At 68.4% G+C, this 13330-nt stretch carries 16 protein-coding genes; 15 read left to right on the top strand and 1 reads right to left on the bottom strand.

Annotated elements, in window-relative coordinates; genetic code table 11:
- The first annotated feature begins 4 nt into the window (after positions 1-4).
- The 15 genes from EEB15_RS00725 (at position 5) to EEB15_RS00795 (ending at position 11918) form a co-directional block, all read left to right on the top strand.
- Positions 5-418 (top strand): hypothetical protein, encoded by a 414-nt coding sequence (locus EEB15_RS00725; protein ID WP_141507612.1) that lies wholly within the window; start codon positions 5-7, stop codon positions 416-418.
- A 12-nt stretch (positions 419-430) separates the two neighbouring features.
- On the top strand, positions 431-1816 hold the full coding sequence (locus EEB15_RS00730) for an AMP-binding protein (RefSeq protein WP_141507613.1): 1386 nt from the start codon (positions 431-433) through the stop codon (positions 1814-1816).
- Positions 1813-2130: a hypothetical protein gene (locus EEB15_RS00735; protein ID WP_141507614.1), complete on the top strand. Its 318-nt coding sequence runs from the start codon at positions 1813-1815 to the stop codon at positions 2128-2130. The genes EEB15_RS00730 and EEB15_RS00735 overlap by 4 nt, the downstream gene beginning before the upstream one ends.
- Entirely contained in the window at positions 2127-3017 is an 891-nt protein-coding gene (locus EEB15_RS00740; protein ID WP_158289953.1) for a lipid A biosynthesis acyltransferase, read from the top strand. The genes EEB15_RS00735 and EEB15_RS00740 overlap by 4 nt, the downstream gene beginning before the upstream one ends.
- Complete coding sequence (locus tag EEB15_RS00745) at positions 3014-3580, top strand: LolA-related protein (protein ID WP_141507616.1); 567 nt, start codon at positions 3014-3016, stop codon at positions 3578-3580. Before EEB15_RS00740 ends, EEB15_RS00745 begins: the two co-directional genes overlap by 4 nt.
- Positions 3581-3606: 26 nt before the next feature.
- The gene (locus EEB15_RS00750) at positions 3607-4674 is read left to right on the top strand and encodes a cyclopropane-fatty-acyl-phospholipid synthase family protein (RefSeq protein ID WP_141507617.1); all 1068 of its coding nucleotides are present in this window, start codon (positions 3607-3609) and stop codon (positions 4672-4674) included.
- Positions 4675-4685: 11 nt separating this feature from the next.
- Positions 4686-5873: a beta-ketoacyl-ACP synthase gene (locus EEB15_RS00755; RefSeq protein WP_141507618.1), complete on the top strand. Its 1188-nt coding sequence runs from the start codon at positions 4686-4688 to the stop codon at positions 5871-5873.
- A gap of 1 nt (position 5874) precedes the next feature.
- On the top strand, positions 5875-6687 hold the full coding sequence (locus tag EEB15_RS00760) for a beta-ketoacyl synthase chain length factor (RefSeq protein WP_141507619.1): 813 nt from the start codon (positions 5875-5877) through the stop codon (positions 6685-6687).
- Entirely contained in the window at positions 6684-7118 is a 435-nt protein-coding gene (locus EEB15_RS00765; RefSeq protein ID WP_141507620.1) for a hypothetical protein, read from the top strand. Before EEB15_RS00760 ends, EEB15_RS00765 begins: the two co-directional genes overlap by 4 nt.
- Complete coding sequence (gene fabG / locus EEB15_RS00770) at positions 7115-7858, top strand: 3-oxoacyl-ACP reductase FabG (RefSeq protein WP_141507621.1); 744 nt, start codon at positions 7115-7117, stop codon at positions 7856-7858. Before EEB15_RS00765 ends, fabG begins: the two co-directional genes overlap by 4 nt.
- A gap of 11 nt (positions 7859-7869) precedes the next feature.
- Positions 7870-8715: a glycosyltransferase family 2 protein gene (locus tag EEB15_RS00775; RefSeq protein ID WP_141507622.1), complete on the top strand. Its 846-nt coding sequence runs from the start codon at positions 7870-7872 to the stop codon at positions 8713-8715.
- Positions 8712-9452 (top strand): ABC transporter ATP-binding protein, encoded by a 741-nt coding sequence (locus tag EEB15_RS00780; protein WP_141507623.1) that lies wholly within the window; start codon positions 8712-8714, stop codon positions 9450-9452. The genes EEB15_RS00775 and EEB15_RS00780 overlap by 4 nt, the downstream gene beginning before the upstream one ends.
- A gap of 34 nt (positions 9453-9486) precedes the next feature.
- A complete protein-coding gene (locus EEB15_RS00785) occupies positions 9487-10659 on the top strand; it encodes an ABC transporter permease (RefSeq protein ID WP_141507624.1) in 1173 nt (390 codons plus the stop codon).
- A 104-nt stretch (positions 10660-10763) separates the two neighbouring features.
- Complete coding sequence (locus EEB15_RS00790) at positions 10764-11030, top strand: hypothetical protein (protein WP_141507625.1); 267 nt, start codon at positions 10764-10766, stop codon at positions 11028-11030.
- 204 nt (positions 11031-11234) lie between these two features.
- Entirely contained in the window at positions 11235-11918 is a 684-nt protein-coding gene (locus EEB15_RS00795) for a LysE family translocator (RefSeq protein WP_233259289.1), read from the top strand.
- 21 nt (positions 11919-11939) lie between these two features.
- Here the strand turns inward: EEB15_RS00795 and EEB15_RS00800 are convergent, their stop codons facing one another.
- Positions 11940-13328 (bottom strand): GspE/PulE family protein, encoded by a 1389-nt coding sequence (locus EEB15_RS00800; RefSeq protein ID WP_141507627.1) that lies wholly within the window; start codon positions 13326-13328, stop codon positions 11940-11942.
- Positions 13329-13330: the final 2 nt, after the last annotated feature.

The following is a 13330-nucleotide window of genomic DNA, read 5'->3' on the forward strand; positions in this document are numbered from 1 at the left end:
GCGTGTGGAATGGATGCAGTCCCTGGGCGGCGCGGGCTGGTGGCGGATTCTCTCCGTGCTGGTGCTCGGCTGGCTGGCCTTCTTCTTCGGCCGCACGCTGCGTGCGCCCGAAGTCCCGCTGATCGAGCGCATCGCCCGGGTCAGTGACCCGGCGCTGCCGCCACCGCTGCAGCGGTACACGCGCTGGCTCACGGCCATCTGGTGCGCCTATTTCGTCCTCGCCGCCTTGCTCACGATGACCGCGGGTTCCGTGTCTTTCAGCAGCGGCGCCTGGGTCTGGGGCGGCACGGTGATCCTCTTCGCTGGTGAGCACTGGCTTCGGCCCCGGCTGTTTCCGGACCACACCTTTCCTGGACTGGTGCAGCAGGTGCGCGACACCTGGAGCGTCTGGCATCCTGGCAAACACCCCGCCGACTAGGCAGTCCCATTCATGCAGCGACTGACCGAGCTTCCACTGGTGGCTGCCGGACGGCAGTTGAAGGAACACGCCGTGATCGGCGGCGCCCGTCATTGGACCTGGGGCGAAGTCCACGCCGCGTCCATCGCGCTGGCGGCGCGACTCGATGCCGGCGCCACCGTCTGCAACCTGTGCGGCTCGCGCGTCGGCTTTTTCGTTGCCTGGCTGGCGGCACTGCGGCGCGGCTGCGTGCAACTGCTGCCGCCCTCCGGTGGCCACGCCGACCTGGTGGCCATCCTCAAGGCCGCGGCCCATGCCGTGATCGTCGTCGACGACCCGAAGCTGCTGCAGCCGCACTGGGCCGAGCATGCGCGGTGCCTGGTCCACGTGCCGGAAGCATCGTCCACCGCGATGCCGAATGCTTCGCTCGCGTGGATCCCGAATTGGGACGCACCGCTCATCCGCCTCTACACGTCCGGCAGCACGGGAACGCCCGAACCGCAGGTCAAGGCGCTGGGTCACCTGGTGCGTGGCGCGCAGGCGCTGCACGCCCGGCTCGACGAAGAAGTGCAGGGCGGCGTCGCGGCTTTGCGGCGAATCGTCTCGAGCGTGCCGCCGCAGCACATGTTCGGGCTGGAGACATCGGTGATGCTACCGCTGGTGGCCGGCATCCCGGTGCTGGAAGGCCGGCCTTTGCTGCCCGGCGACGTGCGCGCCGCTTTCGAACAAGGTGAGCAGGATGCCGCGTGGATTGCAACGCCCTTGCACCTGCGCGCGCTGGCGCAGGCGGGCGATGCCTTGGTCCGTTGCCGCCTCGTGCTTGCGTCAACGATGCCGCTGGCGCCTGCCCTCGCCGCACAGGCCGAAGCACTGGCCGCAGCGCCCACGATGGAAATCTATGGTTCCACGGAAACAGGGGTCGTGGCCATGCGGCGCACGGCCCGCGACACTCAGTGGCGGCCTGTCGACGGCGTTCGGATCGAATCCACCGAAGCGGGCACGCGGGCCTGGGGCGCACATTTCCCGTCGCCGCAACTGCTGGCCGATGAGGTTGAAATCGATGCACAAGGCCGGTTCGTCCTGCTGGGCCGCCAAGGCGACCTGGTCAAGATCGCGGGCCGGCGCGCGTCGCTGGCCGGACTCAATCTGTTGCTGCAGGACCTGCCGGGCCTCGCCGATGGCGTGTTCTACCTGCCCGCCACCGGCGCACCCACCGAACGCCTGGTCCTGATCCACGCGGGCGCACCGCTGGACCGGGCCGCCGCGCTGGCCTGGCTGCGCGAGCGGATGGACCCGGTGTTCCTGCCGCGCACTTTCATCCACGTCGAACGCTTGCCTCGCGCAGACACCGGCAAGCTGCCCCGCGCTGCGCTGGACCAGCTCTACGCGCAGCGCCAGTCGAGCGGGCCGCGCTCATGAACAGCCTGGAATTCGACTTCCAGGTTGCGATGGACCACCCCTCGCTGCCCGGGCATTTTCCCGGGCGCCCCGTGGTGCCGGGCGTGCTGTTGCTCGATCATGTTCTGCAAGCCATCTCGCGGTTCACCGGACAGGATGTCGGCGGACTGCGCCAGGTGAAGTTCATGTCTGCGCTGCTGCCGGGCGAGCACGCGCACGCTTCATGCGAAGTGGACGGACTTCGTGCTTCGTTTCGCGTTCTGACCCGCCGGCAGGGCGCCGACGTCGTGGTGGCCGAGGGCGCGGCCAGCTTGATCGCGCGGGTGGGCGCATGAAGCGCTGGAGCGACAAGGCCGAGCGCGGCAGCGCCTGGCTGATCGCGCTGATCGTCTGGCTGGCACGCGTCGCGGGTCGCCCGCTGTGCCGCGGCCTGCTGTACCCCATCGTTTTCTATTTCGTCGCCACGGATGCAACCGCGCGGCGCGCCTCGGCGGAGTTCCTTGCCACGGTGAACGGCCGGCCGGCGCGCCTGCGAGACATCTTTGCGCACATCTACAGTTTCGCCGCGACCTTGTTGGACCGTGTGTACATGGCGGCGGGCGAGTTCGACCGCTTCGAGGTCACCATCGAAGGGTTGCCGCTCGTGGACCGCTTGACGGAGGGTGGCCGCGGCTGCGTGCTGCTCGGCTCGCACCTGGGCAGCTTCGACCTGCTGATGCTGGCGCACCGTGCGATGGACGGCCGGCCGGTGAGTGTGATGATGCAGTTCGATCCGCGAGCTCGCCTGCGGCGCATCGCCGGCATTGACGAACACGCGCTCAACGTCATTGCCCTGGGCCGGCCCGAGAGCTACCTGCGCGCCCATGAAGCATTGGAGCGCGGCGAGATTGTGGGCCTGCTGGCGGACAGGGTGGATGGCGCCGGCGCGAGCCTGCCCGCGCAGTTCTTCGGGAAGCGGGCGTTGCTGCCTGTGGCACCGCACGTGCTGGCGGCGCGTGCGCAGGCACCCGTCGTCATGTGCTTCGGCCTCTATGAAGGCGGCAACCGCTATCGGATCGAGTTCGCCGAATTCGGGCCGGCGGCTCCCGGCAGCGCCCGCGGCGCCGCGCTGCAGCCCGTGGTCGACCGCTACGCCTCGCTTCTGGAACAGTACGCGCGGCGCTATCCTCTGAACTGGTTCAACTTCTACCCCTATTGGGCGGCCAGCGAAGGCCCCGCATGATCAAACAACTTCTTCGCTTCGTGGCGCTGGCCGTGGCGCTGCTCTCGCTGGGCGCGAGCGCGGCCGGCGCGCTCAGCGTCGCCGAACTGCAGCGGCTGATTCAGTCGTCTGCGAAGCCGGCGGTCCGTTTTCAGGAAGTGCGCGAGTCCCCATGGCTGTCGGCGCCCGTCACTTCGAGCGGCACCATGCATTCGAAGCCGGACGCGCTCGAAAAGCGAGTCGAGTCGCCGCGCCAGGAAACGTGGCGCCTGCTGCCCGATCGCATCGAGTGGGTGGGGGCCGGCGGCACCAAGCAGATCCTCTTCAGCCAGGCGCCGGCGCTCGCTGCGCTGTCGGACGTGATGCGGCGCGTGGTCGCCGGCGACATCGTGGCGCTGGAGCGCGACTTCCGCATCCAGCTGTCCGGCGACGAGCGAGTGTGGCGCGCCCAGTTGCAGCCGCGCAGCGCGGAGGTGGGCCGCCATCTGGAACAAGTGGAGCTGCAAGGCACAGGCGGGCAATTGCAGGTCATCATCGTGGTCGAGCGCCAGGGCGAGCGCACCACCACCCGGCTCAATCCCTGAGCCCCTTCACTTCAACAAAGGTATCGATGTACGACAAAGACCCGCTTACCGCGCTGGAAGCCGTGACCGCCGCCCAGCGGCTGGCTTTCGGGCCGTTGGCTTTCCAGGCCACGGCCGCCCTGCGCGACCGGGGCGTGCTCGCGGCCCTGGCGAAGACGGCGCATACCGAAGGCAGCACGATCGACGAGGTCTGCGCGGCGACCGGGTTGTCGGCCTACGCGGTGCGCGTGTTGCTGGAGGCCGGCCTGGGTCTGCACATCGTCTGGCGCCGGGGCGGCCACTACTTTCTGGGCAAGCTGGGGCGCTTTTTGCTGGACGACGAGATGACCCGCGTCAACTTCGACTTCACGCGCGACGTCTGCTACCAGGCTGCGGCCCACCTCGGGGAGTCGCTCGAAGAAGGACGCCCCGCGGGTTTGAAAGAGCTGGGGCCCTGGGCCACACTCTATGAAGGTTTGTCGGTGATGCCCGAGCCGGCGTTGACCAGTTGGCACGCGTTCGACCATTTCTATTCCGACGGCGCCTTCCCGGTGGTCTGCGAGCGGCTGGCGGCGCAACCGCCGCTGCGCCTGATGGACATCGGCTGCAACACCGGCAAGTGGGCGCGGATGTGCCTGAAGCGCCTGCCGTCCCTTGAAGTGGGGTTGGTGGACCTGGAGCCGCAGTTGCAGCGTGCCCGCGCGCACCTGGAACAGGCCGGGCTCGGCGAACGCGCCACCTACCACGCAGTGAATCTGCTCGATGACGAAGCCCCGTTGCCCGGCGGCCACGACATGGCCTGGATGAGCCAGTTCCTGGATTGCTTCTCAGACGACGAGATCGTCGCCATCCTGCGCAAGGTGCGCGAAGCGCTGGTGCCGGGCGGGCGGGTCTGGATCCTGGAGCTGTTCTGGGACCGACAGCGCTTCGAGGCTGCGGCGTTCAGCCTGCAACAAACGTCGCTTTACTTCACCTGCGTTGCCAACGGCAATAGCCAGATGTACGATTCTTCGGTGTTCCTTGCCCTCGTCGAGCGTGCCGGACTGGAGATCTCCGCCGTGACCGACGGTGTCGGCGGCTACCACACCCTGCTGGAGTGCCGCGTCGCGGCCTGACCCGTGTGTCTATGAATCGCAGGCCCGCTCTCGGAATCACCGCAACCGCCGTCGTGCACCCCGCGGGGCACGGCACACCCGCGCTGTGGGATGCCGTGTCGCAGGGGCGCACGGGGCTGCATCCCAACGATCTGTCGTGGTGCGAATTGCCATGCTGGATCGGCACGGTTCCCGGCGTGGACGACGCGAGCCTTGCCGCGCACCTGGGCGCCTGGGACTGCCGAAGCCATCGGCTGGCCTGGCTGGCATTGCAGGATGCAACGTTTCGGCGCGCAGTCGCCGCCGCGGTGACGAAACACGGCGCGCATCGCGTCGGCGTGGTGTTGGGCACCAGCACCTCGGGCATCCAGAGCACCGAGGCTGCCTACGCAGAGCGCCGCGCCACAGGCCAGTGGCCGCCCGCCTTCGACTACCGCCGCACGCACTCGGTCGATGCGCTCTGCCGGTTCACCGAGGAGGTGCTCGGCCTGTTGGGGCCGATGACGGCGATCTCCACCGCCTGTTCCTCCAGCGCGAAAGTGTTCCTCACCGCGCAGCGCTGGCTCGACGCGGGCCTGATCGACGCAGCCGTCGTGGGCGGCGCGGACAGCCTGTGCCTGTCGACGCTGCACGGCTTCGATTCGCTGCAGCTGTTGTCGAACGAGGTTTGCCGCCCGTACGACCTCGAGCGCAAAGGCATTTCGATCGGTGAAGCCGCCGGCTTTGCATTGCTGGAGCGCACACCGGCGCCGGTGCTGTACAGCGGTGGTGGTGAATCCAGCGACGCTTGGCACATGTCGACACCGCACCCGGAAGGCGAGGGCGCGCAAGCCTCGATGCGGATGGCACTGCAAGCCGCTGGCCTGGCCCCGGCAGACGTCGGCTATCTCAACGCCCATGGCACGGCCACGCCCATCAACGACCGCTCCGAAGCCGCCGCCATCGCCGCCGTGTTCGGTGCGCATCGCGTGCCGGTCTCTTCCACGAAAGGCGTGACCGGCCACACGCTCGGCGCGGCCGGCATCGTCGAAGCCATCGTCACCGCACAGGCGATCGAGCACCAGGCCCTGCCACCCAGCGCCAATTGGTCCACACCCGACCCCGCGCTCGACGTGAACCTGGTGACGCAGCCTGCCGCCGTGCGCATGCGCCACGCGATCAGCAACAGCTTCGGGTTCGGCGGCAGCAACTGCACGCTGGTCTTCAGCCTCTCGGCGTGACATGAGCGAACTCCGATTCCACCTTCATGCCGCGGGCGTTCTGGCGCCGGGGTTGGCGTCGCTCGCGCAATTGCGCGCGGTCTCCAGCGGCGCCGAGCAATATGCCGCCACGCCGCTGCAACTGCCCAGCCCGGCGATGCTGCCGAGTCACGAGCGGCGGCGCGCGAGCCAGGCGGTGCGCCTGGCCTTGGCCTGCATTGCGCAGGCACTGGAAGCCAGTCCTTTTCCGGTGGAAACGCTGCGTTCGGTGTTCGCGACCGACGAAGGCACCGGCGAGGTCTGCCAGCAGATGCTGGAAACGCTGGGCACCACGCGCCAGGTGTCGCCGCTCTTGTTTCCCAACTCGGTGTTGAACGCGCCCTCGGGCTATTTTTCGATCGCGTGGCGCAATCGCCAGCCCACCACGGCCCTGAGCATGGGGCTGGAGAGTTTCGCTGCCGGTCTGCTGTGCGCGGTGACCGAATCCATGGCCTCCGGCGAGCCTGTCATGTTGGTGGCCTACGATCCGGCCATGCCGTCACCGATGAACGAAGTGCTGACTGTCGAAGAAGCGACGGCCAGCGCCTGGATCATCAACTGCCGCCCGCCTGCCGAAGGAGTGCCGGTGTTGGCGTCGTTCACGCTGGAGGTGGAGCCGGAACTGCGATTGCCGGAGCCGCTGCCGGCGTGGCTGCCCGCGTCATGGGCCGGTCACAGCAGCGCGCGCGGGCTGGCTGCGCTCGGCCTGCTCGACGCCGAAGCCGGAACGCCTTGCTGGCTCACGCTGGGCGCGCAACTGCTCACGCTGCGCCGCGTGGAAAGCGGTGCCGCATGATGCCAGGCCGCGCGCAGATCGAAAGGCTCGTGCCGCACGCGGGGGCGATGTGCCTGCTCGATGCGGTCACGGCGTGGGACGCGTCGCACATCGCCTGCAGCAGTGCGGCGCCTGTTGCGCAACACCCGCTTGCGCGCGAAGGCCGCGTTCCCGCGATCGCAGCTTGCGAGTACGCCGCGCAGGCGGTGGCGGTGCATGGCGCCTTGCTCGATGGTGTGCAGGGTGCGCGCGACGGCATGCTCGCCAAACTCTCGGACGTTGAACTGCGCATGTCCTTCTTTCCTTCGGACGCCGAGAACGTGACCGTGCGAGCCGAGTTGCTGGGACGCCTGGCGACTGGTTGCCTCTATGCGTTCGACGTGGCCAGCACCGGGCAGGCCATCGCCAGCGGCCGCCTGATCGTGGCGTTCACAACGCCCGAAGTGCCATGACGCAGCCTCCTTCCCTGACAGCGCGACGCGCTCTCGTGACCGGTGGCAGCGGCGAGATCGGCGCCGCCATCTGCCGCGCACTCGCGGTGCAAGGCGCGCATGTCATCGTGCACGCGAACCGCGGCATCGAGCGCGCGCAGGCCGTGGTCGACGAAATCGTGGCGAGTGGCGGCCAGGCGGTCGCCGTCGCGTTCGACTTGTCCGACGCGTCGCAGGTGCAAGCCGCTGTCGAAGCGCTGCTGGCGCCCGGCCCGATCCAGATCCTCGTCAACAACGCGGGGCTCCATCGCGATGCGCTGATGGCCGGCATGTCGGCGGAAGTCTGGGATGAAGTCATCGACACCAACCTGAACGGCTTTTTCCGCGTGACCCAGCCGCTTCTGCTGCCGATGGTGCGCACGCGCTGGGGCCGCATCGTCAACATCAGCTCGGTCGCGGGCCAGGCCGGCAACCGCGGCCAGGCCAACTACGCGGCGGCCAAGGCCGGCCTGCACGGCGCCACCAAGTCGCTCGCGATGGAACTGGCAGGACGTGGCATCACCGTGAACGCCGTCGCGCCGGGCGTGATCGATACCGGCATGGCGCAGGCTGCTTTCCCGCCCGAGAAAATCAAGGCCATGGTGCCGGCCGGCCGCGCGGGCACCCCGCAGGAAGTGGCCGCCGTGGTGGCCTTCCTCGCGTCCGATGCGGCCAGCTACGTCACGGGCCAGGTGATCGGGGTCAACGGCGGCCTTTACTGAGTATGAGAAGTATGCAAACCCCAACAGAAGCCGAAGCCCCTTCGTGGGACGGCGTGTGGATCGTGATTCCCGCGTACCAGGAAGAGCGCACGATTCGCGCGCTGGCGCAAGAGGCGCTGGCGCGTTGCCCACGCGTCATCGTGGTGGATGACGGCTCCAGCGACGGCTCACGGGCGCAGCTCGAAGGCTTGCCCGTCACGCTGCTGGTGCACGCCCGGAATCAGGGCAAGGCGGCGAGCCTGTGCACCGCGTTCGAGTACGCGCTGTCGCAGGAGGCGCAATGCGTGATCGCGCTCGACGGCGACGGCCAGCACGATCCCGCTGACGTGCCGGGCCTGCTGGCGGCGTGGCGCCGCCACCCGGAGCGCATCATCATCGGCTCCCGTCTGCATGATCGCGCGCAATTCCCGCCGGCGCGCTATCGCGCCAACCGTTTCGCGTGTTTCTGGATTTCGTGGGCCGCGGGCCATCCCATTGCCGATTCGCAATCGGGCTTTCGCGTCTACTCACGCGAGGTGATGCGCATCGCATTGAGCGGCAAGGGGCGCGGCAGCCGCTTCACGTTCGAAAGCGAAATATTGATCGAGGCCGCGGGCCGCGGCCACCGGACGCTCGCCGTGGCGATCCCGGGGCGCTACCCGGTACACGCACGCGCCAGCCATTTCCGACCCGTCATCGACATCGCGAAGATCGTGGTGATGGTGGCGAAGCGCCTGTTGCAAAAGGGCATGGCACCGCTCGGCCTGTGGCGCAGCCTGCAGGCGGCCACCGTGCTGCCGGGCCGCAGCGTGCCGCTGGCCACCACGCCGCTCGGCGCGCCACAGGTGCATCACTCGCCGGACGCATCGGTGCAATGAGCGCCGGCGGCACCGTCCTCGAAGCGCAGCAGCTGGTCTACCGTTACGCCGGGCAAGCCGAACCCGCGCTGCGCGGTGTCGACCTGCGCCTGGCGCGGGGGCAGGCCGTGGGCTTGCTAGGCCCCAACGGGTCCGGCAAGTCGACGCTCATCAACCTCCTCGCGGGGCTGCGCACGCCGCAGGGCGGCAGCATTCGCCACCCGGGCGCCGCCGCACCGTCGATTGCCTGGGTGCCGCAGGAATACGCCTTCTACCCGGAGCTGACCTGCCGCGAGAATCTTCAGTTCTTCGCGGGCATGCTCGACGTGCCGGCGGCAGAAGCGGCGCAACGTGTCGACAAGGCCATCGAGACGTGCATGCTGCAGGAGTTCGCACAACGCCGCGCGCGGCAGTGTTCCGGCGGCGTGCGCCGGCGCCTGAACCTGGGTATCGCATTGCTGCAGCAGCCCGAGGTGTTGCTGCTGGACGAGCCGACGGTCGGCGTCGATCCGCAGTCGCGCGCGTTCCTGCTGGACCGCGTGCGCGACATGGTGGCGGGCGGCACCGCGGTGCTGTATGCCACGCACTACATGGAAGAAGTGAGCGCCGTGTGCTCGCACATCCTGCTGCTCGATCACGGCCAGGTGCTGGCCAGCGGTGATCTCGCCACGCTGCTGCGCGGGCCGGAGGGCAGCGCGCCGTTCGAGCATTTGGAAGCCTTGTTCATGCACTACACCCACCGGCCGTTGAGGGATTAGCGTGGCCAGCTTCGTTCATCGCTCAAGACAGGTCATGCGCATCGCCATCAAGGAATGGCGGCTGCTGCTGCGCAACCCGCACGGCTTGGCCGTGCTGTTCCTGATGCCCGCGATCTTCGTGCTGGTGATGTCGTTCACCTTGAAGAACACGTTGATCGCCAAGATCGAACTGCCGGCCACCGGCTGGGTCTTGGAAGACACCGGCACCGTCGCCGCGCAGTGGGTCCGAGAATGGATCGCGCGTCAGGGTGGCCAGCGCTTCTCGTCGCGCGAAGAGTTGCAGGCCGCGCTCAAGGCGCGCCGGGTCGACGCGGGCGTCGTGGTGCGCGCGCCGCTGCTGGGCCCGGACGGTCGACCGCGCAGCGAGCAGCTCGAGATGTGGCTGGGCAACCTGGTGCAGCCGGCAGCGGCAGCGCGGCTTCGCGCCGAACTGAGCTTCTCTTTGCTGCAGGTGCAGATGAAGATGGCGGCCGCGCAGGCCGGGCCCTTCGCCAGCGTGCTGCTGGGCAGTGCAGGCAGTGGTGACCTGCTCTCTTCGCAAGCCGCGCCGCCGGTGCGCTATCTCTACGAAATCGAATCCGGCCGGCCGATGACGGCCGTGCAGCAGAGCGTGCCCGCATGGCTCATCTTCGGCATGTTCTTCGTCGTGATCCCGATTGCCGGTGTGCTGATCCAGGAACGCAATGACGGAACGCTGGTGCGCCTGGCGACCCTGCAGGTGCCGATGCAAGCCGTGCTCGGCGGTAAGTTGGTGGCCTTCATGCTGCTCAATTGGGTGCAGCTCGCGTTCATGCTGCTGGTGGGCCGGTGGGTGGTTCCCGCGCTGGGCGGCGATGCGTTGAACCTCGGCGTTTCAGTGCCGTGGTTCATGTTGATGGTGGTGGCGACCAGCGCCGCCGCCGTGGGATTGGCGCTACTGATCGCCGCGCACACGGCGACCTTCGATCACGCCGCGGCGCTGGGTGGCGGCCTGAATGTGGTGCTGGCTGCGATTGCCGGCGTGATGGTTCCGCGCATGCTGATGCCGCCCGGCCTGCAGAAAATCTCGGAGTGGTCGCCCATGGGCTGGGCGCTGGATGGCATGCAGTCGGTGTTCCTGGGCAACCCCACCGCCGCACATGTGCTGCCACGTGCGGCCCTACTGCTGGGGTTCTCGGCCTTGTGCTTGGTGCTGAGCTGGTGGGGCATGAACCGCCGCGAGAACTAGGCTGTCCCCTGCCGGACGGTAAGCGCCGGCTGACATGGAGACGGGCGCACCGCCGAGTGCTGCACCCGCGCCTCAACTCCACAATCCGGTAAAAAGGAGTTGCCATGCCTCAAGACCCGACGCCGCTCGGCGACGAAATGGTCGAGCGTCTGCCCGACCGGAAATTCCCGCAGCCCAAGCCCGACCGCGGTCGTGCTGGCGCCGCATCGGAAGAAAGCTCAGCTGCGCAGGACATCAGCCGCCGCCCGCCGCTGCCCGATCGCCCCGAGCGCATGGCAGCCGACATCGAAGATGAAGAGGCCGATCCGGTGATCGACACCGGCCCCGGCATCGCCGACGGTCCCGGCAAGCTCGACAAGTCCCGAGGCTGAACGTGCCCGATGTTCCCGCGCCGGAATCCGTGCCTCCGGTGAATAACCCGGATCCCCAGCCGAACGATCCCAGGCCGAAGGCGCCGCCTGCGGAAGACGACGAAGGCCGGCGCGTCGTGCCCGTGGAACTGCCCGGCCAACCGCACGCGCCCGAACGCGTTTGACCGTGCCTGACTCGTCGCTCGCTCCTGCTGACAGTCCCACGTGCTCGCGCGGCTACAGTGCCTGCTGGCAACGGAGCACGACGAGATGGATTCGCTGGCCCACTTGTGGCTTTTCTTCCTGATGGTGTTCGGCATCATCGTTCTGCCGGGCATGGACATGGCGTTCGTGCTCGCCAGTTCGTTGCGCGGTGGACGTCATTCCGGTCTGCTCGCCGTGGCGGGCATCATCGCGGGCGGCGTGTGCCACGTGGGCGCGTCGGCACTGGGCATCGGGTTGCTGCTGCAGGTGGTGCCGGGGCTCTTCAACGCGGTGCTGCTGGCCGGCGCTGCCTACATCGCATGGATCGGGATCTCGCTGCTTCGCAGCGCGTCGGCCGCCGGAGCGTTGCCGAAGGCCTACGGCGCGAGCACACCGATGGCCACGTTCCGGCAAGGCATGTTGACCAGCCTGCTCAATCCCAAAGCCTACCTGTTCATGTTCGCGGTGTTCCCGCAATTCTTTCGGCCGCAACTGGGGTCGGTGTGGACGCAGGCGCTGGTGCTGGGCGTGATCATCTCGCTTACGCAGGCTGCGGTGTACGGCACGGTCGCCGTCGCGGCGGGCGGCGCGGGGGCGGGGCTCGATGGGCGGCCGCGGCTTCAGGTGCTGATCGTGCGCGCTGCCGGGGCCATGCTGATCTTTGGCGCAGCGCTCACGGCGATGCAGGGCTGGCGCGGGATCTGACGCCCGCCAGGCTCGCTGCCGTCATTCGCGCGTGACGCGCACCAGCTCTTCGCGCGACGTGAGGCCTTCGCGTACCAGCCGCTCGCCGTCGTCGCGCATCAGCGTCATGCCGGATGCGAGCGCGGCCTGGCGGATGTCGGCTTCGGAGGCGCGGTTGTGGATCTGCGCGCGGATGGCGTCGTTCGCCACCATCAGTTCGAAGATGCCCGTGCGGCCCTGATAGCCGGTGTGACCGCATTCGCCGCAGCCCGGGCCCCCGCAGTGCGCACACAGCTTGCGCACCAGCCGCTGCGCCAGCACGCCGAGGATCGACGAGCTGAGCAGGAAGGGCTCCACGCCCATGTCGATCAAGCGGTTCACCGCGCTGGCCGCGTCGTTGGTGTGCAGCGTTGCCAGCACCAGGTGGCCCGTGAGTGAAGCCTGGATGGCGATCTGCGCGGTTTCGTAGTCGCGGATTTCACCGATCATGATGATGTCCGGGTCTTGCCGCAGGATCGCGCGCAGGGCCTTGGCGAAGTCCAGGTCGATCTTGGCGTTGACCTGCGTCTGGCCGATGCCGGGCAATTCGTATTCGATGGGGTCTTCCACCGTCATGATGTTGCTGCTGCCGGCGTCCAGCCGCTGCAACGCCGCGTACAGCGTCGTGGTCTTGCCCGAGCCCGTGGGGCCGGTGACCAGGATGATGCCGTGCGGCTGCACGATCAACTCCAGGAAGCGCCGGAGCGTGTCGCCTGTCATGCCGACCGATTCGAGACTGAGCTTGCTCTCGCTCTTGTCCAGCAGGCGCAGCACCGCGCGTTCGCCGTGCGCGCTGGGCAATGTGGACACGCGCACGTCCACGGCGCGGGTGCCGATGCGCAGCGAGATGCGGCCGTCCTGCGGCAGGCGCTTCTCGGCGATGTCGAGCTCGGCCATGATCTTCAAGCGCGAGATCAATGCCGCGTGCAGCGCGCGATTGGGCTGCACCACCTCGCGCAGCGTGCCGTCGACGCGGAAACGCACGCTCGAATGGCGCTCGTAGGGTTCGATGTGGATGTCGCTCGCGCCGTCGCGCGCGGCCTGCGTCAAGAGCGCGTTGAGCATGCGGATGATGGGCGCGTCGTCGCTGGTTTCCAGCAGGTCTTCCACCGCGGGCAGCTCCTGCATCATGCGCGAGAGGTCGGCGTCGTTCTGCACCTCGCTCACCACCGTGGCGGCGCTCGACTCGCCTTGCGCGTATGCCGCGCTGATGCGCTGCGCCAGCGCCGACGGGTCCAGCACCTGCAGCGAACGCACGCCGAACTTGCGCACCACCTCGGTCAGCGCCTGGGTCGCGGGCGCGGCGGCGTGCCACAGCACGAGCTGCGAGCCATCGTCCTCCAGCAGCAGTTGATGGCCGCGCGCGAACGCATACGGCAGCGGGTAGCGCATCG

This window comes from Ramlibacter sp. WS9 (genome assembly GCF_003797765.1).
In the GTDB taxonomy this organism is placed as follows: Bacteria; Pseudomonadota; Gammaproteobacteria; order Burkholderiales; family Burkholderiaceae_C; genus Ramlibacter.